The organism is Globicatella sulfidifaciens DSM 15739, assembly GCF_900167405.1.
Classification (GTDB): domain Bacteria; phylum Bacillota; class Bacilli; order Lactobacillales; family Aerococcaceae; genus Globicatella; species Globicatella sulfidifaciens.
This window is the reverse complement of sequence record NZ_FUWO01000001.1, coordinates 26,160-50,079: the sequence shown is the minus strand read 5'-3', so window position 1 is coordinate 50,079 and position 23,920 is coordinate 26,160. Positions and strand designations below refer to the sequence as shown.

Genomic DNA, 23,920 nt, shown 5'->3' with positions numbered 1-23,920 from the left:
GATGTAAGGAGTAAGATAACGTATGAAACAAACTATTCAATATTTAGAAGACTTATTAGCAATCCCTTCACCGACAGGTTATACCAATGAAGTAGTGGATTATCTAGCCAAGACAGTGACAGAATTAGGCTATGACTATCGACGAACACCAAAAGGAAACTTAATCGTGACGGTTGAGGGACAAAATACCCAAGAGCATCGTACAATAACGGCACACGTTGATACTTTAGGAGCCATTGTACGTGCGGTTAAACCAGACGGTCGTTTGAAACTAGATAAAATAGGTGGCTTCCCTTGGAATATGATTGAAGGGGAAAATTGCATCGTTCATATGGCCAGTAACCAACAAACAGTCAGTGGGACTATTTTAATTCATCAAACAAGTACCCATGTTTACCGTGATGCCGGAACAGCCGAACGTACCCAAGATAATATGGAAGTGCGTCTCGATGCAAAAGTGACGAATGAAGACGAAACACGGGCTCTAGGAATTGAAGTTGGTGACTTTGTTTCATTTGATCCGCGGACTATTATTACGGAAGATGGCTTTGTTAAATCACGTTTCTTAGATGATAAGGTCTCTGCAGCTATTTTATTAAAACTGTTAAAAGTTTATGCAGAAGATAAAATTGTTTTACCTCATACGACCCATTTTATGTTCAGTGTCTTTGAAGAAGTTGGACATGGGGCGAATAGTAGCATTGATCCTAAGACTGTTGAGTTTTTAGCGGTTGATATGGGAGCAATGGGAGACGATCAACAAACAGATGAGTATACCGTTTCAATCTGTGTTAAAGATGCTTCTGGCCCTTATCATTATAATTTCCGTCAATATTTAGTAGCCTTGGCCAAAGCCCAAGATATCCCATACAAATTAGATATTTATCCTTATTATGGTAGTGATGCTTCAGCAGCCGTGCGCGCAGGAACGGATATTAAACATGCCTTATTAGGTGCGGGAATTGAATCGAGTCATTCGTATGAAAGAACACATATGGATTCGATTGAAGCAACCGAAAAATTAGTGGATGCGTATTTGAGAAGTGAGTTAGTTAAATAAGAGCGGTTGCTATTAAAGTGAGTTGGTCAATAGAGGTCGCGGACTTTAGAAGTGGACTAGTCAATTAGAGACTTTGCTTATTAAAAGTATGCTAGTTAAAAATAGCTAATTAACTTAAGCAGTAAATTTTAATAAAAATTACGAATTGGCATCAGCCAATATTATAATAGATAATGAACAGTTAAAAATGCTTTAGTTTGTGAAATGCAATAATCTTTATTATTGATAATCATTCTAATATGCAATTTTTAACTGTTTTTTAGCAGTTATTGCACAAAAGGAAATAAGAAATAACGCAATCCAAACGAAAAGTTTGTGAAAACTACGACTATTAAATTTTAAATTTAAAATAATAAACATTAGTGAAATTGTAAGAAAAGGATTTCAAATATTGATATAACAATATTTCCAGTTTTTTATTAATAAAAAAATTTAATAACTAATAAGCTTTTTTTTTGTGAAATATGTGTTATGATAAAAAATGTAATCATATCATTGTGTGTAAAAAGTAGGAGGTATATGATGAAAGTAGTTGTTATTGGATGTACTCACGCAGGTACAGCAGCAGTAAAAACAATTTTAAATGAAAATCCAGGTGCAGAGGTTGTTGTTTATGAACGTAATGATAATGTATCCTTCTTATCTTGTGGAATTGCATTATACATTGGTGGCGTTGTTAAAGACCCTCAAGGATTATTCTACTCAGATCCTGAAGAATTAGAATCTTTAGGTGCGGATGTAAACATGGAACATGATGTAACAAATGTTGATTTAGAGGCTAAAAAATTAAATGTTAAAAATTTAAATTCTGGAGAAGAATTTGAAACAACATTCGATAAATTAGTGTTAACAACGGGTTCATGGCCAATTTTACCTCCATTCACAGGCTTCGATTTAGAAAATGTTCAATTATGTAAAAACTATCGTCAAGCACAAGAAATCTTTACTCGTAAAACAGATGCTAAAAAAGTTGTCGTTATCGGTGGAGGCTATATCGGTATTGAATTAGTAGAAGCATTTGCTTTAGAAGGTAAAGAAGTTACTTTAATCGACGGTTTAGATCGAATCTTAAATAAATATTTAGATGCTGAATTTACTGATGTTTTAGAACAAGACTTACGCGATCGTAATGTTAATGTTCAATTAAACCAAATGGTTAAAGGCTTCGAGGGCGAAAATGGTAAAGTTAGTAAAGTTATTACCGACAGCGCTGAATACGATGCAGACATGGTGGTTGTGTGTGTTGGTTTCCGTCCAAATACCGATTTAGTAAAAGACCAATTAGAAACATTACCAAATGGTGCTATTATTGTCGATAACTACATGAAAACTTCTCATCCTGATGTATTTGCTGCAGGTGACTCTACAGCGGTTAACTACAATCCAAATGGTGGACATGCATATATTCCATTAGCAACTAATGCTGTACGTATGGGATCATTAGTAGGTAAAAATATTAACGGTGATAAAGTAGCTTACCGTGGAACTCAATCTACTTCGGGATTACATTTATTCGGATGGAACATTGGTTCAACCGGGGTAAACGAAGGATCAGCAAAACATTTTGGTTTAGAAACACGTTCAGTATATGTTGAAGATAACTACCGTCCAGAATTTATGCCAACTAATGAAAAATTATACATGAAATTAGTGTATGAAGTAGGAACTGGCCGTATCGTCGGTGGACAAATCATGTCTAAATACGACTGTACAGCATCAGCTAACACATTGTCATTAGCAATCCAAAACAAAATGACTATCGAAGACTTAGCTTATGTTGACTTCTTCTTCCAACCAGTATTCGATCGCCCTTGGAACTACTTAAACATCTTAGCTCAAGCAGCAGTAGAACAAGAACGTAAATTAGCAGAAGAAAACTAATCTAACACATTAAAATAATTATTAGACTAGGTAGAATGATTGCGTGTCTGCCTAGTCTTTTTATATTGACTGAAGATAAGTATCGTGAAAGGAAACAACCAAATTAAAATAGTTTATATAGTTTCTACTCATTCTGGCGGAACTAGCGGAGTGAAAGGCAGGGCATAAACTTGATAAATTTAGTCAAAATTATTTTTCGTTAATTATAAGCGCAGTGGTTGAGTGGCCTCAAACTGCGTCTTTCGACTTGTTTGAGGCCTACTCAACTGTGCGGGGGTAGGCCGACGAAGCGAAAATCATTCAATTTTCTACTTCTGACCTACTCCCAACTGTGCGGGGGTGAACAGACGAAGCGAAAATCATTCAATTTTCTACTTCTGACCTACTCCCAACTGTGCGGGGGAGGCCGACGAAGCGAAAATTATTCAATTTTCTACTTCTTGCCCACTCCCAATTTAGTTTTCTAAAGCAAATAAACAGGCAACCGAAAAAGTAACGGTTGCCTGTTTTTTTAAAAGCGTGTAGTTTAAACGGCATAGCGATTGTCGTTAGAGATTAGGCCTTAACTTGATAAAATCAATTAAGTTATTGCTCGATAAGTGATAGCGCAATGGTTGAGTGGTCTCAAACTGCGTCTTAACGAGGCTGAGAATAATCTTGACCAATTTACTCAAATTATTGCTCGATAAGTGATAGCGCAATGGTTGAGTTGCCTCAAAATGCGTCTTAACGAGGCTGAGAATAATCTTGACCAATTCACTCAAATTATTGCTCGATAATTAAAAGCGCAGTGGTTGAGTGGTCTCAAACTGCGTCTTTCGACTTGTTTGAGGCCTACTCAACTGTGCGGGGGTAGGCCGACGAAGCGAAAATCATTCGATTTTCTACTTCTGGTCTACTCCCAACTTTGCGGGGGAGGCAGACGAAGCAAAGTTCATTTGAATATCTACTTATTGCCCATTCCTAAATAATTTAGAAAATAATCGCTAGACTATAAAAAATACTAAAAATTAATAATGCTGTGCTTAAATAATTAATTTTATTTTGACGTTGTTTTTCATTGTCTACTTGTACAATAGCGGGAATAATACTGAATAATGTAATGAAAACATAAGCAATTTGTGCTAAAAAGTAAGATTGGCTTGGTAAAGTGAAATAAACGCCAGCAAATATGGCTACAATCGCTAATCCAATGCCAGTCCAATGATACAGTGTCGATTGTTTCTTTCTAGTAATTAATAAATAGCGTAAGTGATTGATTTCAATCGTGATGCCTGCTGTAATTAAAGCAAGAGGAATCAATAACAGTAAAAAATTGGTAGTGATACTCGTCGTTTGACTATAGTATGCTACCGTATTTAAAATAAAAGCATTAAAAAAGATGGTTAAAATATATTGATAAAATGTATTCACAATTGGAAAAGGTATATATTGAAAATGAATATAGGCAATATATAAAAGTAACAGTAAATTAATAATCCAGTTATTTCTTAAAATAAAAATAACCGATGTGATGATTAAAATACTTTCACAAACATATAAGATAAATTCAGGTGTACTTTTGTGATTCCGTTGTACATTTCGTTGGTGAAAATAGTGATCAATTAATTGTGTACTGACAACTATCACAAATAGTAAAAGAGCATTTATCCAGTTTGGTGATGCAGCTGAACTCAACCCCACGATTGTCCCAACACCAATCAAAGCAAATGGTGCTAAAAAAATCTTGACAAGGGGGTTTTGTAACAACTTAATAAAAGTAGTCATAAGTAACAAATCCCTTCTGAATATCGACATAATTTTATAAAAAGCTATTCATTATCTCTATTTTAAGTTATAATCGATAATGTTACAACTCAAAATTCCCGATAGGGTTCACTTTCTTCAAAGTGAAAATGCCTTGTAACCAAAATGAAACAATGGGGGAAAGAAAAATGACAGAAAAAAGATTATTTACGTCAGAATCAGTAACCGAGGGACATCCAGATAAAATTGCCGATCAAATTAGTGATGCGATTTTGGATGCCATTTTAGAGCAAGATCCAAATGCTCGGGTTGCTTGCGAGACTGCGGTTAATACCGGTTTAGTATTAGTGTTTGGAGAAATTACTACTTCTGCGTATGTTGATATCCAACAAATCGTTCGTCAAAAAATTGATGAGATAGGATATAATAAACAACAATATGGGTTCGATGCGAAGAACGTCGCGGTATTGGTCTCATTAGATGAGCAATCACCGGATATTGCTCAAGGAGTCAATAATGCGATTGAAACTCGTGATCAGGATTCAGAAGCAGAAATTGGTGCCGGTGACCAAGGATTGATGTTTGGTTATGCTACCGATGAAACACCAGAATTAATGCCACTTCCGATTTCACTTAGTCACCAATTAGCATTAAAATTAGCTGAAGTTCGTAAGTCAGGCGAGTTAAATTATTTAGGACCAGATGGCAAAACACAAGTCACCATTGAGTATGATGAAGCAGGAGTAGCGCAAAGAGTCGATACTATTGTCATTTCAACGCAACATACAGAAGACGTGACTTTACAACAAATCCATGATGATGTGATTGAACATGTAGTCAAACCAATTATTCCAGATGAGTTATTAGATGATGAAACGAAATATTTTATCAATCCAACTGGTAAATTTATTATTGGAGGTCCTGTAGGCGACTCAGGCTTAACGGGACGTAAGATTATCGTCGATACTTATGGTGGTTATGCTCGACATGGTGGGGGAGCTTTCTCAGGGAAAGATGCTACGAAGGTCGACCGTTCAGCCAGTTATGCCGCTCGCTATATTGCGAAAAATATTGTAGCAGCTGGTTTAGCTAAGCGTTGTGAAGTCCAACTGGCTTATGCGATTGGGGTGGCCGAACCGGTTTCGATTTCAATTGATACCTTTAATACCAGTGAGATAACAGAAAGTAAATTAATTGCTGCTGTTCGCTCAACGTTCCGCTTAACGCCGAAAGGCATCATCGAAATGTTAGACTTATTACGACCAATTTATGCTCAAACCGCAGCCTATGGACATTTTGGTCGTCGTGATATTGAATTACCTTGGGAACAAACAGATAAAGTAGAGGCTTTAAAAGCAGCTATTAACGCATAACATAAAACGTAGACTAGATAGGGAACAGTCCTTTATCATAGTCTACGTTTATTTTTTATTTAATCTTTTCGATTATTAATAACATAGGTGGCTGATTTTGTTGATTAATAAATTCATATTGAAGGACTTGGTATTCTTTTTGAGACCATGTCGATAAGGTGTCGAATAATTTTTGCTTTTCAATCATACCGGCTGGATGACCAGAATAAATCACTAATAAAATTTGGCCGCGTTTGACTAATTTTTCTGCTATTTGTTTGATAGCCGCTATTGTACTATTGAAACGTGTAGTAATTTCATGGTCACCACCCGGTAAATAGCCCAGATTAAAGATAGCGCCAGCAATCGTAGGTTCGGTTACGACCTTTTCAATTTGGTCATGACTTTTTTCAATCAAACTCACTTGGTTAAACTTCGGATGAGCCTGCAGCTTCTCAACGGAATTCAGAATCGCTTGTTTTTGAATGTCAAATCCATAAACATGTCCTTTAAAATGAGGTTGATTGATAATAAAATGAGTATCATTGCCATTACCTAAGGTGGCATCAATAAAAGTTCCATTAGGGAAACGTTGGATTAAATCTGCTAAAAGTTGATGGCAAAAGTGTAAAGCATTTTTCATAACAACTCTCCTCGTGTTTCAATTATATTACAATCATTAAGCTTTAGCTATAAATAATCGGAATCTCTATAATTATAACTTAATTTGGGTTAGAATTAAACATGAATACAATTTAGGAGGCGGATCGAGTGCCAGTTCAATCTAGACGCGTTACAGTAAAGAAACAACAGAGAAATAAACAAGTTGAACGAATGAAAAAAATTCGTAAAGCTTTTAATACTGGATTAATTATGTTTTCAACGGCAGCATTTATTGAATCCACAACGAAGCCATCTAATGTTATGGCTCAAACGACATCCAATACACGATTAAGCAAGAGTGAATTTTTAAACCTTGTCACAGATAGTGCTAAGAAAATTGCCGCTTCTAATGATTTATATGCATCTGTTATGATTGCTCAGGCTGTATTAGAATCTGGGTGGGGAAATTCTACCTTAGCAAGCGCGCCATATCATAATTTATTTGGAATTAAAGGAAGTTCATCTGATAATACAGTTAATATGGATACTTTAGAAGATGATGGCACTGGCAATTATTATGTAGCCAATGAAGCTTTCAAACGTTATGATGATTATGCCGGATCATTACAAGACTATGCTAATATTTTAACAGGGGATAATGGTGCCAATAGTTGGCGCTATAATTATTATTTAGGAGCACGTGTTAGCCAAACAAATAGCTATCAAGATGCCACTCGCCATTTAACGGGTCGTTATGCGACGGATACTTCTTACGCATCGAAGTTAAACGCGATTATTCAACAAAACAATTTAATTGCCTATGATACAGTAGGTAATCAGTCAAATAATAATCAAAATAATAATAACAACCAAGGTGGTACTGAAGAAAACACGACTACCAATGGTACGACCACCAATTATGTGGTTGAAGCTGGAGACACGTACTGGTCATTAGCGCGTAAATTCGGTGTGGATGTTAAATCATTACAAAATGCGAATAATGTGACGAATGGCAATTTATTTGTAGGTCAAGCGATTCGTATTCCTGGAGTAGCGAATACAGAAAAAAATGAAACTGAAAAAGAAACCACCGTTGAATCGCCAACACCATCTAGTCCGGAATCAACAGCTAATGGTAGTTATAAAGTAGTGGCTGGTGATTCATATTGGCAGTTAGCTAAAAAATTTGGTGTGAGTGTAGCAGAATTACAAAAATTAAACAACACGACCTCAGCCCATTTATCTGTAGGTCATTCATTAGTTGTTCCTGGACAAAAGTCAACTGAAAAACCTGCTGAAAAACCAGAAACGTCTAAACCAGAAACGCCAACAACCCCAACTCAACAAGGACAATATACCATTCAAGAGGGGGACACCTATTGGTCATTGGCACGTCGATTGGGTGTTAGTGCGGGTGAATTACAACGATTAAATAATACTAGTTCATCTAGTTTATATGTCGGACAAAAATTAGTTATTCCGGGTCAATCGACTCAAGCATCAACTGAAAATAACAGTCCTAAAGAAGAGTCAACTAACTCAAATCCAACCAATACTAAAGGGAACTATACTGTAAAAGCAGGCGATACGTATTGGGCATTAGCTCGTCAATACAATGTTTCTGTTGAAAGTTTAATTGCTGAGAATGGACAAAATTTAAAAGCCGGTAAAGTTATTACAATACCAAATGTAACGACTACTCAAACAGCTTCTACGCCAGTTACAGAAAAAGAAGAAGCAACGACTGCACCAGTTACCACTTCTAATGGCAATTATACCGTTGTAGCAGGAGATACCTTATGGTCAATCGCTAGCCGTCACCAAACAACTGTTGGTCAAATCTTAAGTGCCAATGGACTAGCTGAAGGAACGGTGTTACATCCAGGGCGAAGTTTAGTAGTTAGTGGATCAATAGTAGCTAATAATAGTAACATCAATGAACCGACGACGTCAACAAGCACAACAAATACAACAAGCACTGCGACCGTAACGGAAACACCAGCACCAACCACAACTGCAACGCAAACCAATGGTAGTTATACAGTGGAAGCCGGTGATACGCTTTATAGCGTATCAAGACGACTAGGCATCGATGTGAATACATTAATTGCGGCTAATGGTGGCTCAACGATTATTGCTGTCGGTCAAGTCATTCATTATTAATAAAATTTTAAGCAATTTAAAAGACAATATCCTTTAAGCATGAACGCTAAAGATATTGTCTTTTTTTCTATTGATAAAAATTTGTGAAGGACAGAGTCATTTTTGTCTATTAGCACAAGAGAACTAATACAAATAACAGAGTCATTTCTGCCTACACCTCAAGCGTATCGATGCGAATGACTAAGCAACTTCTGCCTATCTCCCAAAAGTTCCAATCCGAATCAACAGAGAAATTTCTGTCTATTAGGCCAAGAGTATCGATACGAATGAACAGAGAACTTTCTGTCTATTAGCCGATGCGCATGACAGACCAATTTCTGCCTGTCACTTCAAGAATATCGATACGAATAAACAGAGCCATTTCTGTTTACCCACACCAAAAAGTATAGAGTCTTTTTTTAACGAGTATGGCGCTTATTCTCCGTATTTTTTTATTTCTTTAAAATGAGTACGTCGCTTATTCCCCATATTTTTGTATGGTTGTAAAAGGTTGGGATTCAATTTTTATATTTTCAGTTAAATTAACACATAAGGGGGCAATTTCAGACGGTGTTAAATCAAATTCATTTTGAACCCATTCAGTTAACACATTAAACACATTACCAACCACGCCACGTATCAGATAGCGATCAGTGATATGTTCTATCGGATTACAAAAAACTTGATTTAAATAGTCTAAAAAATGGGGATTTTCTTTGGTTGACAATAATATTTTAGCGGCCTTTTGGTGTTCAAAGATAAATTCAAAGAGTGCCACCCAAAATGTTTGTTGTTGATTATCGATTAAGTATTTGAGATTTGACTGGAAGAATTGTCTGAAATAATCATCATAGAGTTCATGGTACAAGGCAGTGATGGATGGATAGTTACGATAATAAGCCATGCGTGAGACACCGGCTCTTTTAGTTAAGGAAGTGACTTTAATTTCTTCGACAGAATTTTCAGCTAAAAGTTGCATTAAGGCTGTCTTTAAAGAATCTTTTGTTAATTGATTTAACTCTTGATTGTTGTTTTTCATAAAGTTTACCTCCCTTTAGGTAAAGATGTATCATTTTTTTATAATCTGTCACAACACAATTAAAATTTATTGCACAAAAATCGACTAGGTGTTACTATTGTAACATCAAGATGAATAAATGTATAGAGGAGAACTATATGAGATTACATAAATTAACCCAGCAAGCGATTGATAGGATTGAGCGTGGCGAATGTTTATTACAAGCTGAAGATTTCGTCAATCAAGAAGCAGCTGCGGGTCAAAGTGACGGCACTATTTTACAACTAGTAGATAATGATAAAAAATTTATTGCGAAAGCTATAGTCGGTCATCAAAATAAGGGTATTGCGTGGGTCTTTACTGATCATGAGCGCATTTATTTTAATCAAGATTTTATCGAAAATGTCATTGAAGATGCGATTGAAAAACGCCAATCATTTTTTGATAGTGAAGAAACGACGGCTTTTCGTCTGTTTAATGGTGAAGGCGATGGTTTAGGTGGCCTCACCATCGATTGGTATGATGGTTTTATTCAAATTAACTGGTATAATCGCGCAGTCTTTGCCGAACGAGCAACCTTTATAAAAGTCTTATTATACTTTTTACCGCAAATTAAAGGCGTATATGAAACCAAACGTTTCAAACTGGTTGAAGCAGAACAACCGATTGAACATACTTATGGCGAGCTAGCGCCACAACCGATTGAAATTTTAGAAAATAATATTCGTTATGCAATTTATTTAGGTTCAGAATGGATGACCGGATTATTTTTGGATCAACGTGAAGTGCGTCAGTTTATTCAAAGTCAAGTAGCCGGAGCGAGTTTATTAAATCTATTTAGCTATACCGGTGGCTTTTCGGTCGCGGCTGCTGTGGGAGGAGCTAAGCATACAATCAGTGTGGATGTAGCGAATCGCAGTTTAGAAAAAACGACTGAACAGTTTGCCTTGAATCAGATAGAAGCGCCAACGGAAAATCATGAGATTCGAGTAATGGATGTCTTTGACTATATTCAATATGCAAAACGTCATCAACGAACTTTTGATTGGATTGTTTGTGATCCACCTAGTTTTGCTCGCACGAAAGATTACTTATTTAGAGCAGAAACCGATTATCGTCAATTAGCTGCAGATTTGTTTGAATTAACGACTCCCGGTGGTTTTTGTGTATTAAGTACCAATCATAGTGCTTACCCTAAAGAACTATTTATGGATGATATGAACCAAGTGGCTCAAGCAGCAGCAGGAGAATATTATTTAATTCAATCATTTGGTTTACCGGATGACTATCCAACCTCTGCTGATGAAGCGAGTCAATATTTAAAAGTCTTGGTTTATTACCGAGCGCAGTAGCACAAATGAGGTGTAAAAGTGAGTTATATTGAATTTAAAGATGTGGTCAAAGAATATCACACTGGAGAAGTGGTGACTAGAGCCAATGATGGTATTGACTTTACGATTGAACGAGGAGAATTTGTTGTCATTTTAGGCCCATCAGGTGCCGGCAAATCGACAACCTTGAATATTTTAGGTGGAATGGATCAAGCGACCAGTGGCCAAGTTTTGATTGACGGCGAGGATATTGCGCAATATAGTGAACGCAAATTAACCACTTATAGACGCAATTCTGTTGGCTTTGTTTTTCAAAATTACAACTTAGTCCCAAATTTGACCGCTAAAGAAAATGTCGAGTTAATGATCCAAATTGCAAAATCAGGTATGAATGCTCAAAAAGTATTAGAAGATTGCGGACTGGGGCATCGTTTAGACAATTTTCCGGCGCAATTATCAGGTGGGGAACAACAGAGAGTTTCGATTGCTAGAGCGATTGCGGGACAACCCAAATTATTATTATGTGATGAACCAACCGGTGCCTTGGATTATGAGACGGGGAAACAAATCTTACAATTATTGCAAGATACATCGCGTAACTCCGATACAACCGTGATTGTCATTACTCATAACACGGCAATTGCGCAAATGGCCGATCGCGTCATTGAAATTCGTAACGGAAAAGTTAAATCAGAACGATCCAATGAACAACCCAAATTAGTAGCAGATATTACATGGTAGGTGAGAATGATGAATAAAGTTTTATGGAAAGATAACTTAACAGAAATAAAAAAATCTTGGCCGAGATTTCTATCCATTTTACTTATTATGTTATTAGGAGTCGCTTTTTTTGTCGGTATTCGAGCTACGAGTCCTGCTATGGTAGAAACTGCACGTCAATTTTATGAGCAGTATCATTTGCCCGATGGCCAAATTTTATCGACTTTAGGTTTAAATGAGGATGATATTCAATTAATTGAAGAAAAAGGACTTACGGTAGACCCCTTAAAAGCCTTAGAGACCACCTTAAACCCATTATCTGAACGAGTCAAAGTCTATCCTAATAATAATAAAGATTATTTCTTTGCAGTGGAAGGCGCATTGCCTCAAAAAGCGGATGAGATAGCCTTGGATATTAAATACCGTCAATCAGATATAAAAATTGGGGATGTCATTGAATTAGAACAAGTCACTGCCGCTCCTAAAGAAGATGAAGATACCAATTTGGAGGGGTTACAAGCACCCTATTTAACCCGTACCCAATTTAAGGTGACTGGTTTTGTTGATACGCCATTGTATTTTTCAAAAATTAGTCGTGGGGTCAGCAATATTAATGGCTATGTTTTAGTGATGCCAGAAGCAGTGGCAGGTGATATTTATACTGAAGTCCTTTATTGGTCAACAGAAGCCGGTCGCTATCGCGCCTATTCTGACCAATACAATCAAGTGATGGATGAGGTCCAAAGTGAGTTAGAAGCGGCATTTGCCCAACGTCCAGAAATTCGTCTACAACAATTAAAAGATGACTTGAATTTAACCTTATCAGATGGAGCGAAAGAAATTGATGAAGGCTATGCTGAATTAGCGAGTGCTGAAAAAGAGTTAGAATCAGCCAAAGAAGAACTTTCAGAAGGCCAATCTCAATATGAATCAGGGAGCGAAGAACTGGCCAAAGGCTATGACGAATGGACTTCGGCCTCGATAAAATTAGCCGACGGACGCAATGAATACCATGATGGCTTAGCAGAACTTGAAAGTGGTGAAGCGGCTTATCAATCAGGATTGGAAGAAATTAAAACACAAGAAGAAACCCTAAATAATGGTGAAGCAGAGTATCAAGCAGGTCTGGCAGAATATCAGTCAGGAGTAAAAACCTTTAATGAAAAAATCAGTAGTGCTCAAAGTGAATTGTCACTTAATAAAGCAAAATTAGATGAAGCTAAAGAGCAACTAGATGCTTCAAAAGCACAATTAGATGAAGGTTGGGCAGCATTAGAAAGTGGTAAAGCTGAATTAACGAAAGGCCAAGAACAAATGGCTAGCGAATTACAGCAAAATATTCCAAACTTGGCAGAAAATTTAACCAACTTAAAAACACAAGCCCAACAAGGACAATTTGATGAGCCAACGAATCAGAAAATATTGGCTGAATCGACGTCCCAAGCGGAGTTAACTGTTATTTATTTACAACAACAACTGACACAGTTGACTAATCAAAAGACCACTCTAGAATCGCAAATTAAAGCCGCTCCTGAACAAATTAAACAAGTCAATGCTGGTATAGCTGAAGTGGAAGCAGGATTAGCAGAGCTTAATGAGCATTTAACACCATTAGCCGAATCTGAAAGTAGCTTAACCGAAGAGTTATTAACAGTGGAAGCAACAGTCACAGAACAACAAGCGATCGTTGAACAGGCACAAGTGGCTTATAACGAAGCAGTGCAAGCGCGCGATGAAAAGGCGACTCAATTAGAAAATTTAGATCCAGAATCAACAGAGTATGCGACGGTTGAAGCACAATTACAAGAAGCTGAAGCATTGGTGACGCAGACTCATAATACGCTGACGGCTGAACAAGCAACATTAGCACCTCTTACGGCTACTCGCGATGAACTGTCAGCTCAACTAAGCACCATTTCAGAGCGAAAAACAGCGTTAACTAATCAAGTGGCAGAGCTAGAAAGTCAACAAGCAACGTTAGCAGAACAATTGGCGGGACTTAATCAATTAATTAGTCCAGAAACAGCTAAACAAGTTGAACAATTAACTGGGGCCATAGCTTCATTACAAACTCAAATAGAAAGTTTACAAGCAGGACTTCAAGAATTTACTACTGCTCAAGCAGAAATCGCAACGAACGAAGCGACTTTAAACGAAGGGCAAAAAGCTTATGAACAAGGTTGGAGTGAGTACGCAGCAGGTCTTAAAGCCTATCAAGAAGGTACAGCTCAATTTGATGAAGAAAAGCAAGCAGGTCAGACCGAACTTGACAATGCCAAATCGGAGTTAGCAACAGCCAGAGAAAAACTAGACAATGGTTGGAGTCAACTAAATGCGGGTAAAGAACAATTAGCTTCATCCTTCAATGAATTAGCTACTGGACGCGAAAAATTAGCCACTGCCCTACAAGAAATTGAAGACGGGGAGATTGAATTAGCCGATGGCTTAACCGAACTTGATGATAGCCAAAAAGAACTAGCAGACGCTAAAAAAGAATTAGAAGATGGCCAAAAAGAGTATGAAGAAAATCTCGCAAAATTTAAGTCAGAGAAAAAAGATGCTTTAAAAGAATTGAAAAAAGCCGAAGCCGATTTGGCAGATGGCCAAAAAGAAGTCGATGACTTAAAAGAACCGAATTATTATTTAAATCAACGTGATAGCTTTGACTCTTATGATAGTTTGTATGATAATGCGAATCAAATTAAGCAGATCAGTACCGTCTTTCCACTCTTCTTCTTTGCGATTGCGGTGTTAGTGACCTTTACAACGATTAAACGAATGGTTAGTGAACAACGTAATTACATGGGAACGATGAAACAAATGGGTTATCCTAACCATGTCATCCTAAGTAAATTTGTAATGTACGCCTTATTAGCCACGGTCATTGGGACAGTCATTGGGATTGAATTGGGTTATCGTATTTTCCCACCGGTGATTATGAATGCTTATAATAGTTTGTTCCACTTCGATAGTGCGGTTACCGTACGTTCGCATGAATTGAATGGGTTAGTAGCCATTATTGCTTTAGCGTGTGCCTTGATTCCAGCGATTTGGACGCCATTACAATATTTAAGAGAACAACCGGCTCGTTTATTACGACCAGAACCACCAAAAGCAGGTAAGAAAACGATGATTGAACGCATCGGACCCATCTGGAATCGACTCTCCTTTAATCGTAAAATGACCATTCGAAATCTGTTGCGTTATAAAGGACGAAATGCCATGACACTAGTAGGCGTTGCTGGCTGTACGATGTTGATTGTCACCGGATTTGGTATTAGTGACACGATTGATGGATTAGTGGAAACACAATTCAAGCAATTACAACGTTATGATGCGGTGTTATATTTAGATGAGGATGCTGAACAAGCGAAAAAAGATCAAGTCATAGATGAAGTATCACACCATTCTGAACTAGACAAAACGTTAGAAATCCATTCAGCTAATTGGCAAACCGACACTAATCAAGCAGTGCAAAGCGTTTCGGTCATCGTGCCTTTAGATGATTATCAAGGGTTCTTAGATATTCATGAAAGACAAACACCAGAGCAATTGATTGATTTAAATCAAGAACAGGGTGCTGTTATTTCTGAAAGATTATCCGAATATGTCAATGTCGATGTTGGTGATATGCTGCATTTAGTCGATAATGATGGTAATGAAGTGGATATTCCCGTCAGCAAAATTGTAGAAAATTATATCGAACATTATGTTTATCTTTCACCGAAAAATTATCAAACAATCTTTGATGAAGAACCGACCTTTAATGCTTTATTGATGCAATATGGCGCGAATGCGAATAGTCATCAATTAGAACAAGATTTTTCGGATAAAGAAGCCGTGTTAACATACTTAAGTTTAGATTCGATAGAAAACAATGTCCAAGAAACAATGGGAAGTTTAAATGTCATTACATTAGTATTGATTATTTCGGCTGCCGCTTTAGCCTTTGTCGTCTTGTATAATTTAACGAATATCAATGTTTCAGAGCGATTAAGAGAATTATCGACGATTAAAGTATTAGGATTTTATAATCGTGAAGTTAGTATGTATATTTATGATGAAGTATTGATTTTAACCGCGATTGGTTCTGTTATTGGATTGGGCCTTGGTGTTATCCTCAATCAATATATTTTAAAAACAATTCAAATGCCTAATTTACTCTTCTATCCAATCATTAATTGGCCAAGTCATTTGATTTCGGCCGCAATGACCTTCTTATTCTCTTCGATCGTCATGCTCGTAATGCATCAAAAATTGAAGAAAATCGATATGGTAGAAGCCTTAAAAGCAGTAGAATAGTCGCAGAAAATAAAAAACAGTTAGGAAAGCTGAAGATGATTCAGTGACCTAACTGATTTTTTATGAAAAAAGAACCGGAGAAATACCGGTTCTAATAGATAGGGATTGGATAGAAAGTTAAGTGAAAGTACTGTTTTTCAATTAACTTTCTCATCCTGCACAAAATAATCTTCTTTACTTGACTAGGGAGTCTTAAAATTAAACGTTGTGCAATATATTATTTATTAAGTCTGTGATAGGATAATAAAGTTTAAATATTTAGGAGAGAGAAGTTTGCCCCTATCACAAGCTTGTCTTTATTATAGGACGGAAAGTTAAAAGTAACTTAAAATTTTGCGTAGATAAGTAAAATACTGGGAGTGGACCAAAAGTAGAAAATCAAATGATTTTCGCTTTGTCTGTCCACCCCGGACAGTTGGGAGTGAACCAGAAGTAGAAAATGAATGATTTTCGCTTCGTCTGTTCACCCCCGCACAGTTGAGTAGGACTCAAACAAGTCGTTAAGACGAAGATTGAGGCCACTCAACCACTGCGCTTTTAATAATGACTAATAACTCGATGGATTTTATCGACTTTATGCCTAAACTATTTAAGACGCAGGTTGAGGCCACTCAACCACTACGCTTTTAATTAATGAGCAATAACTTGATTGAGTTTATCAAGCTTATGCCAAGCCACGGTCCAAAATATTGGCATAAAAAGCAAAAGCGAATTATACTAAAGAGTAAGGAGTGAAGTTATGTCAATCAAATTAGCATCATGGAATGTCAATGGCATTCGTTCAGTATTAAATAAAGGCGCCTTACAAAGTTATCTGGATGAGTCGAATCCTGATATTATTTGCTTACAAGAGACTAAAGCCCAAGAAGATCAAGTGGATTTTGACTTCGGTGAGTTAGGATATTATGAGTATTGGAATTCAGCTGTGCGCAAAGGATATTCAGGCACCGCTATCTTTACTAAGATAAAACCATTATCGGTGACATATGGCATTGGCATTGAAGATCATGACCAAGAAGGGCGTGTGATAACCTTAGAGTTTGCCGATTATTATTTAGTAACGGTTTATACACCTAATGCGAAACGGGACTTGACTCGGCTAGAGTATCGCCAAGTTTGGGAAGATGATTTCCTTGCTTATTTAAATACGTTAAACTCCGTTAAACCGATTATGTTTTGTGGGGATTTAAATGTTGCTCACCAAGAGATTGACCTGGCAAATCCTAAAACGAATACTAAAAATGCTGGATTCACGATTGAAGAACGCACTAAATTCTCTCAAGTTATTGAAGCAGGATATGTTGATGTGTTCCGTTATCGTAACCCAGAAGTGACCGGTGCTTATACATGGTGGAGTTATATGAATAAAGCCCGTCAACGTAATGTTGGATGGAGAATTGATTATTTTGTCGTCTCACCAAACATTATTGACCGTATTCATGATGTCAAAATAAGACCTGAAGTAATGGGCAGTGACCATTGCCCAATCGAAATAGAGATAGGAGAATAATTATGTCAGTTTATAAATTATATTATGATTCAAAAGATGCCGTTTCACAAAAATTCATTGATGAATTAGAAGCACAAGGCGTTGAATATGAAAAAATAGATGTCAGTGAGTCAGAAGCTAATCGCCAAGAGTTTGAAGCCTTTAAAGCGCGTCGTATGGAATTTGAACCCTTTAGACAATGGGGACAATCTGGATTGCCAGCAGTCTTATTACCCAATAATCGCATTATTTTTGAGTTAATTGACTTAAACGGCACCTCTTGTTCATTAACCCCAAGAGATTGAGGGAAGTATAATGGATAATGTCTCAGATAAAAGAGTTATTGAAGTAGTTGGAGCGGCCATTATTCACGATGGAAAACTTTTAGCAATGCAACGTAGTGAAAAAATGACTCTACCTGGATTATGGGAGTTCCCCGGAGGCAAAATTGAAAAAGGGGAATCTGAAAAAGAAGCGTTAATTCGTGAAATTCAAGAAGAATTAGCACTCGAGATTGAAGTAGAAGAAAATATTACCACGACAGCATATGAATATGATTTTGGGATTGTCAAAATGAGTACTTATCGAGCTAAGATGAAATCCGAGCATTTTGTATTAAAAGAACATGCACAATATCGTTGGTTATCAACAAAGGAAGTGATGAGTGTGCAGTGGGCACCCGTCGATATTCCTACTGCAAAAATATTAGAAGACAATTATTAGCAAAAAACAGTAAGTGACTGACAAATAATTCAGATTCACTTACTGTTATTTTTATTTATGAATGAGATATCGATAGAGTGCATAACTCACTTTTTGATCTAAGTTTAAAGTCATGGTGACCACTGATTTATTAGTTAGAGGCATTTTAGTTTCTTGGGCAGACCCTTTTTCATATTGCACGGGTCCTAAATAATAGAAGTCTGAGCCTTCAGCATCTTCTTTTTTTACAAATAAGTGCAAAGCGATTTGACGTTGTTGACTTTCAATTATTTTTTGGACTTCGGGTGAACGTAGTGTTCTATCTGCTCTGGTATACCAGTGAAACTTTTGTTCATTGATAAAAGCATCGTGGTAAAGTGTTGTTTTGTTAGTGATTTCGTCTTTATGATAGGTGACAAAAATCGGGCAAGTTTGATGCTTTGCTAAATAGCCATACATGGTGGATGAATCATCGGAGTCCCAATAAAGGAGTCGGCAAACATCAGCTCTAGAGTATTTTTCGCCAATTTTTAATTCACCTGGTAAGTATCGGTCATTTCTCATTAAACCTGTATCAATAATATCTTGAACTTGTTGAAGCACATCCATATTACTTATTACTTGGGTTATTCTCTCGGTCAATTGGTAGCCGGTCGGGTGCACTTCAATAATAGGATGGCCATATTTAGCACTTTTATTCGATTTATAAAACTGAAGTGTTAAAATACGTTCGATTGATTTTTTTCTTTTTGAATTCCATTCTATGCCATGTTCAGCTAATAAATCAGCAAACTGTTCGAAAGTTACTTGCTGGTGGTCCATTAGACTCTTAATTAACAGCAACTCATCTTTCCGTTTTCCATTAGCCAATTCTAAACTTAAAAAACATAAAAAATTATCTTCATTGGCTGTTAATGAGATAATATCCTCTTTTTCAAATTTATTAATTGCTTCTACAAAATGCTTGAATCGTTCAAAAAAGACAATTGGGTCAATAGAATCATAATAGATAAAATCATTTAGTCTAGGAATGCGTCCTAATTTTTGCTTCATTTCAATATATTTTTCTCTTAGTATACCGAGTTTGGATAAGTTAGTTTTTTGAATTGAGTTAAAGACTTGTTCTTTAGCAACTTCTTCAAAATTAATGGTAGTAATCCCACTTACTTGATTACGATTAATCAGTTTACGTTGATAATTGTCTTTATTCATTGATTGATCACCGAATAAAGCAATTGGGATCAGAAAGTTATTTGAATAGTTCCCAATAAAGTCTATCACCGTGACAAATTCTTTCTCAGGATATTTTCTTAAACCTCGTCCTAATTGTTGTACGAAAATAATACTCGATTGAGTGTTGCGAAGCATTACCACTTGATTGACGCTCGGAATATCGATCCCTTCATTAAAAATATCCACCGTTAAAATATATTCATAAACACCCTGTTCCAATTTTTCGACTGCTGCTTGTCGTTCTTCTTGTGTATTTTCACCGGTTAAGGCGATGGTCCGCTTTCCCTTAAGGTTTAATTTATTCGAAAGTTCATGCGCTTCAAATTTATTTGAACAGAAGATTAGACCTTTTGTCGCGACACCTGCAATAGAGTAGTAATTTATTTTGTCCAAAATATGTTCAACACGTTGGTCACTAATAAGAATATTCGTATTGGTTTTATCATTGATTAACTCACCATCGACATAAATATCTTTAACACCATAATACATAAATGGACATAACATATTTTCAGCTAAAGCTTCTTGAAGTCTTATTTCATAAGCAATATTATAATCAAATAATTCATAAATATTAAATTCATCTGTTCTTTCAGGTGTGGCTGTCATGCCTAGTAAAAAATCAGGTTCAAAGTGATTTATTATTTTTTGATAGGTTGGCGCACCAGCTTTATGAACTTCATCAATCAATATATAGTCAAAGGTATTGCTAGCAAAACGATTAAGATTTTCATCTCTTGATAGCGTTTGGATAGTAGCGAAAACAAAGCGATGAGACCCCAATGTATCACCAGAACGATAGATAGTAGCATCATTATCCTCAAAAGCTAAAACTTTTTGATAATCTTTTAAAGCTTTTTGCAATATTTGTTCACGATGAACGACAAATAAAAAGCGGTCTGGTTGAAATTGCTTGACATCAAAAGCGGATAAATATGTTTTTCCGGTTCCGGTCGCGCTAATCACTAAAGCACGTTTTGCACCGCCCATTCGTACTTTTCGCAAACCTTGAAGGGCAGCATTTTGCATGGCATTAGGAGTGATGTCTGTTTTAAACGGCGCTAATTCTTCTTCGATAAGATCGGGGCGTTTTGTTGTGAAAACTTGGTTTCTAAATTGACTATATTGTTCAATTACCGCTTCATTTAATTCTACAGAATCATCCCATAGTTGGTTGAACTCTTGTTGGGTTTGATAGAGTAAGTCGCCATTTTCAGAAGAAGTTAATTTGATATTCCATTCGTAATTGATTTTCATAGCTGTATGCGTAAGATTACTACTTCCGACCATCGCCACTTGTTCTAAACCATGATTAAAAATATAACATTTTGCATGCATATTTTTGCTTTCTTTAGTTATTCGCACCTGTACATTTTTAAGTTTAAGTAATTCACGCATCGCATTAGGGTCATTAAAACCTAAATAAGGAGAGATTAATAATTTCCCTTTAATATTTTTATCAGCTAAATCTGCGAGTTGTGATTTTAACATTGCTATTCCAGCTTTGGAAATAAAAGCGACTGAAAAAGCAAAAGATAAGCATTTGTCCAATTCTTCTTGGATGTCTGTTAAGACATATTGACCAATCTCAGGTTTGTTGAGAATTAATTTTGGTGAATAGATTCCAGAAGTAAAATGATTAGCGTCAATAAATCCATAATGGATTGAAGAACTCAGTTCTTGAGTAAATAAATTTTGATCATTCGTCATACAAGCACCATCCCAATTCACATAGATATAAATTCATTATACAATTTATTACACTTACTTGCAGCAAATAAAACGTTGCATCAATAACAGTTTTCCGCCAAGGAGTCTTACAACAATCGCTTAAAATATTGTGATAATATAAGGATATAGAAACTTTAAGAAGGCGGTGCAATATGTTAAAAGATAAATTATTTACACTATTAGAAGAAAAAGAAGAACAGATGATTCAAGATCGTCGCTGGTTACATGAACATCCAGAATTATCTTTTGAAGAGAAAGAAACTAGCGAGTATATTGCGAAGTTCTATGAAGGAAAAGATTGCCAAGTTGAGCGCAATATTGGTGGCTATGGGGTTAAGGTAACGATTGATTCAGGTAAACCCGGCAAAACTTTAGCCTTAAGAGCGGATTTTGATGCCTTGCCGATTGAAGAAGCGACTGGTTTACCGTTTGCTTCTAAAAATCCTGGGGTGATGCATGCTTGCGGTCATGATGCTCATACCGCTTATATGTTAAGTTTGGCTGATACTTTAATAGAAATGAAATCAGAACTAACCGGAAAAATTATTATTATTCATCAACCCGCAGAAGAAATGCCGCCGGGTGGCGCGATTCAAATGATTAACGACGGTATTTTAGAAGGTGTGGATAATGTATTGGGTTGTCATGTGATGAGTAAAATGCAGTTTGGTAATATTTATTATCATGAAGGGCCAACTCAACAAGCTCGCGCAAAATTTATTATTAAAGTTCAAGGTACTGGCGGTCATGGTTCCTCACCACATGAAGCCAATGATGCGATTTTAATTGCCAGTCAATTAGTAGTGACTTTACAATCGATCGTGTCACGTCGTATTAATCCTTTCGATGCGGCATCCATTTCAATTGGTTCTTTTGATGGAAAAGGTCAATTTAATATTATTAAAGATTCAGTGACACTTGAAGGCGATGTGCGTTGTATGTCTGATGAGAATCGTCAACTGATTGAACAAGAAATCCAACGCTTATGTGATGGTCTAGCAAAAGTGTATCATTGTGAAATCGAGCTTGACTATCAAAATGATTATCCAGTCTTGATGAATGATCCGCAGTTAACTAAACAAGTTGTAGCAGCGATTCAAAAAGCTGAGATTCAAGAGGTTAATGAAATATTAGATGGTGGTCAACAAAACCCATCAGAAGACTTTGCTTATTATTCAATCGAGCGACCTAGTTGTTTCTTTTATATTGGAGCGAGTCCTAAAGGCGAAGTCTATCCACATCATCATCCTAAATTTGATATTGAAGAAGGTTCGATGTTAATTGCAGCTAAAGCAATGGGAGCTGCGACTTTAAATTATTTAGGCTTAGAACAGTAAGAGGTATCATATGTTAAAGTTAATGAAGAAATTTCCTGGCGGCACCTTGTTGATTCCAATGCTGATTTCATCAATAATTGGGACTTTTTTTCCTAAATTATTTTTAATCGGCGGACCGACTGAAGCGTTATTCTCAGGTCAAGGTTTAAACTTTATTTTAGGGTCGATTGTGATGTTATCGGGCTGTAGTTTGAATTTATCTTCTATCGTCCAAGTGTTTAAGCGATACGGCATTATTTTAAGTGCAAGGCTTCTGTTTAATACAATAGCCGGTATTTTGTTTGTTAAATTATTTGGTCTTGATGGTGTCTTAGGTTTAAGTGCGATTGCCTTTATTGTGGCCATTACGTCGATGAACCCTTCACTTTTTTTGGCATTGTCTCAAGATTATGGTGATGAAGTTGATCAAAATGCCTTTGGGCTTTTAGCTGCTGTTTCAACCCCGATTGTTCCTATGTTTATTTATGGTTTAATCAGTCCAACACCATTAGATTATATGTCGTTGGTTTCGATTGTAATCCCTTTGATTATCGGCATCGCCATTGGTAATTTAGATAAAGAGTTAGGGGCTTTCTTAACGAGTGGCATGGGACTCATTATTATTTTATTAGGGTGGTCTGTTGGCGCTAAAATCAATTTGCTAGATGCCACTAAAGCAGGACTGCCTGGTATCTTGATGGTTATTTTATATTATCTGTTAGCGGTATTGCCAGTGTTTGTAGTTGAAAGAACCGTATTGAAGCGCAAAGGAATTTCGAGTATCGCCATTTCAACGATGGCCGGATTATCAGCGAGTGTGCCACTGATGATGATTGAAAATAATCCTGAATTAATTCCCTATAGCGGGGAAGCGGCAGCGGTGGTGACATTAGGCGTGATCGGGACGGCTATCATTTCACCGATGTTAATTAATTGGTTAGATAAGCAAACAACTAAAGGGTTTTAAGTTAAACAATTTTATAAATTCAACTTTCTTTTGTTAAAATCAGTCGTTTTTATGCTTGGCATAATTGCACACACTGTCCCAATTTTAAGCAAAACATGGCGAAATGAGCTTGAATAATTTATCGGCTTTCTCTAAATTATAGACGCTTTTTGCTGAGTTTTGACTGTTGTTGTTTTCAGAAGTTTTTTCGCCTGATCGTCATTATTATCACAATCTGTGTCTATTTTGTCTAAATTTGAGACTGAATTTGTGAATGAAGATTCGGCTAAAATAACAATGAATTCCCAATTGAACTTAAGATTCACAAACAAAGACACCGTCTGAAAC

16 protein-coding genes and 1 riboswitch are annotated in these 23,920 nt (G+C 36.5%); of the genes, 12 read left to right on the top strand and 4 right to left on the bottom strand.

The annotated features are described in order from the left end of the window. Positions 1-22: 22 nt before the first annotated feature. Together B5D12_RS00195 and B5D12_RS00190 are read left to right on the top strand one after the other, a co-directional pair. On the top strand, positions 23-1,060 hold the full coding sequence (locus B5D12_RS00195) for a M42 family metallopeptidase (RefSeq protein ID WP_078754931.1): 1,038 nt from the start codon (positions 23-25) through the stop codon (positions 1,058-1,060). A gap of 522 nt (positions 1,061-1,582) precedes the next feature. Further along, entirely contained in the window at positions 1,583-2,941 is a 1,359-nt protein-coding gene (locus B5D12_RS00190; RefSeq protein ID WP_078754930.1) for an FAD-dependent oxidoreductase, read from the top strand. Positions 2,942-3,913: 972 nt separating this feature from the next. Here the strand turns inward: B5D12_RS00190 and B5D12_RS00185 are convergent. Further along, positions 3,914-4,708: a hypothetical protein gene (locus tag B5D12_RS00185; protein WP_078754929.1), complete on the bottom strand. Its 795-nt coding sequence runs from the start codon at positions 4,706-4,708 to the stop codon at positions 3,914-3,916. A gap of 77 nt (positions 4,709-4,785) precedes the next feature. After that, positions 4,786-4,878: riboswitch (SMK box riboswitch) on the top strand. On the opposite strand from B5D12_RS00185, the gene metK reads away from it, so the two are divergent. After that, positions 4,876-6,060 carry a methionine adenosyltransferase gene (gene metK, locus B5D12_RS00180; RefSeq protein ID WP_078754928.1) on the top strand — a complete coding sequence of 395 codons (1,185 nt, stop codon included), beginning with the start codon at positions 4,876-4,878 and terminating at the stop codon, positions 6,058-6,060. Its footprint overlaps the riboswitch before it by 3 nt. A 55-nt stretch (positions 6,061-6,115) precedes the next feature. On the opposite strand, the gene B5D12_RS00175 is transcribed toward metK, so the two are convergent. Further along, on the bottom strand, positions 6,116-6,682 hold the full coding sequence (locus tag B5D12_RS00175; RefSeq protein ID WP_078754927.1) for a tRNA 5-(aminomethyl)-2-thiouridylate-methyltransferase MnmM: 567 nt from the start codon (positions 6,680-6,682) through the stop codon (positions 6,116-6,118). 128 nt (positions 6,683-6,810) lie between these two features. Between B5D12_RS00175 and B5D12_RS00170 the strand changes: the two genes are divergently transcribed. Next, positions 6,811-8,805, top strand: a complete 1,995-nt coding sequence (locus B5D12_RS00170) for a LysM peptidoglycan-binding domain-containing protein (RefSeq protein WP_078754926.1) — start codon at positions 6,811-6,813, stop codon at positions 8,803-8,805. 457 nt (positions 8,806-9,262) lie between these two features. Here B5D12_RS00170 and B5D12_RS00165 read toward each other — a convergent pair whose 3' ends face one another. After that, on the bottom strand, positions 9,263-9,823 hold the full coding sequence (locus tag B5D12_RS00165; RefSeq protein ID WP_078754925.1) for a TetR/AcrR family transcriptional regulator: 561 nt from the start codon (positions 9,821-9,823) through the stop codon (positions 9,263-9,265). A 137-nt stretch (positions 9,824-9,960) separates the two neighbouring features. Here B5D12_RS00165 and B5D12_RS00160 point away from each other — a divergent pair, with 137 nt between their 5' ends. The 6 genes from B5D12_RS00160 to B5D12_RS00135 all read left to right on the top strand — a co-directional run bounded on the left by B5D12_RS00160 (position 9,961) and on the right by B5D12_RS00135 (position 18,367). Next, entirely contained in the window at positions 9,961-11,154 is a 1,194-nt protein-coding gene (locus tag B5D12_RS00160; RefSeq protein WP_078754924.1) for a class I SAM-dependent rRNA methyltransferase, read from the top strand. Between the two features lie 18 nt (positions 11,155-11,172). Beyond that, on the top strand, positions 11,173-11,874 hold the full coding sequence (locus B5D12_RS00155; RefSeq protein WP_078754923.1) for an ABC transporter ATP-binding protein: 702 nt from the start codon (positions 11,173-11,175) through the stop codon (positions 11,872-11,874). Positions 11,875-11,883: 9 nt separating this feature from the next. Beyond that, a complete protein-coding gene (locus tag B5D12_RS00150) occupies positions 11,884-16,155 on the top strand; it encodes an ABC transporter permease (RefSeq protein ID WP_159443808.1) in 4,272 nt (1,423 codons plus the stop codon). 745 nt (positions 16,156-16,900) lie between these two features. After that, a complete protein-coding gene (locus B5D12_RS00145) occupies positions 16,901-17,665 on the top strand; it encodes an exodeoxyribonuclease III (RefSeq protein WP_078755096.1) in 765 nt (254 codons plus the stop codon). A 2-nt stretch (positions 17,666-17,667) separates the two neighbouring features. Further along, positions 17,668-17,949 carry a hypothetical protein gene (locus tag B5D12_RS00140; RefSeq protein ID WP_078754921.1) on the top strand — a complete coding sequence of 94 codons (282 nt, stop codon included), beginning with the start codon at positions 17,668-17,670 and terminating at the stop codon, positions 17,947-17,949. A 10-nt stretch (positions 17,950-17,959) separates the two neighbouring features. After that, the gene (locus B5D12_RS00135; RefSeq protein WP_078754920.1) at positions 17,960-18,367 is read left to right on the top strand and encodes a (deoxy)nucleoside triphosphate pyrophosphohydrolase; all 408 of its coding nucleotides are present in this window, start codon (positions 17,960-17,962) and stop codon (positions 18,365-18,367) included. Between the two features lie 51 nt (positions 18,368-18,418). Here the strand turns inward: B5D12_RS00135 and B5D12_RS00130 are convergent, their stop codons facing one another. Further along, positions 18,419-21,289, bottom strand: coding sequence for a DEAD/DEAH box helicase (locus B5D12_RS00130; protein ID WP_078754919.1), 2,871 nt, complete (start codon positions 21,287-21,289; stop codon positions 18,419-18,421). A gap of 173 nt (positions 21,290-21,462) precedes the next feature. Between B5D12_RS00130 and B5D12_RS00125 the strand changes: the two genes are divergently transcribed. Both B5D12_RS00125 and B5D12_RS00120 read left to right on the top strand, forming a co-directional pair. Beyond that, positions 21,463-22,647 (top strand): amidohydrolase, encoded by a 1,185-nt coding sequence (locus B5D12_RS00125; RefSeq protein WP_078754918.1) that lies wholly within the window; start codon positions 21,463-21,465, stop codon positions 22,645-22,647. A 10-nt stretch (positions 22,648-22,657) separates the two neighbouring features. Continuing rightward, complete coding sequence (locus tag B5D12_RS00120) at positions 22,658-23,593, top strand: 2-keto-3-deoxygluconate permease (RefSeq protein ID WP_078754917.1); 936 nt, start codon at positions 22,658-22,660, stop codon at positions 23,591-23,593. Positions 23,594-23,920: the final 327 nt, after the last annotated feature.

Coding starts and splice junctions, on each gene's coding strand:
- B5D12_RS00195 (WP_078754931.1), top strand. CDS start 23: ATGAAACAAACTATTCAATATTTAGAAGACTTATTAGCAATCCCTTCA.
- B5D12_RS00190 (WP_078754930.1), top strand. CDS start 1,583: ATGAAAGTAGTTGTTATTGGATGTACTCACGCAGGTACAGCAGCAGTA.
- B5D12_RS00185 (WP_078754929.1), bottom strand. CDS start 4,708: ATGACTACTTTTATTAAGTTGTTACAAAACCCCCTTGTCAAGATTTTT.
- metK (WP_078754928.1), top strand. CDS start 4,876: ATGACAGAAAAAAGATTATTTACGTCAGAATCAGTAACCGAGGGACAT.
- B5D12_RS00175 (WP_078754927.1), bottom strand. CDS start 6,682: ATGAAAAATGCTTTACACTTTTGCCATCAACTTTTAGCAGATTTAATC.
- B5D12_RS00165 (WP_078754925.1), bottom strand. CDS start 9,823: ATGAAAAACAACAATCAAGAGTTAAATCAATTAACAAAAGATTCTTTA.
- B5D12_RS00160 (WP_078754924.1), top strand. CDS start 9,961: ATGAGATTACATAAATTAACCCAGCAAGCGATTGATAGGATTGAGCGT.
- B5D12_RS00150 (WP_159443808.1), top strand. CDS start 11,884: ATGAATAAAGTTTTATGGAAAGATAACTTAACAGAAATAAAAAAATCT.
- B5D12_RS00140 (WP_078754921.1), top strand. CDS start 17,668: ATGTCAGTTTATAAATTATATTATGATTCAAAAGATGCCGTTTCACAA.
- B5D12_RS00135 (WP_078754920.1), top strand. CDS start 17,960: ATGGATAATGTCTCAGATAAAAGAGTTATTGAAGTAGTTGGAGCGGCC.
- B5D12_RS00130 (WP_078754919.1), bottom strand. CDS start 21,289: ATGACGAATGATCAAAATTTATTTACTCAAGAACTGAGTTCTTCAATC.
- B5D12_RS00125 (WP_078754918.1), top strand. CDS start 21,463: ATGTTAAAAGATAAATTATTTACACTATTAGAAGAAAAAGAAGAACAG.
- B5D12_RS00120 (WP_078754917.1), top strand. CDS start 22,658: ATGTTAAAGTTAATGAAGAAATTTCCTGGCGGCACCTTGTTGATTCCA.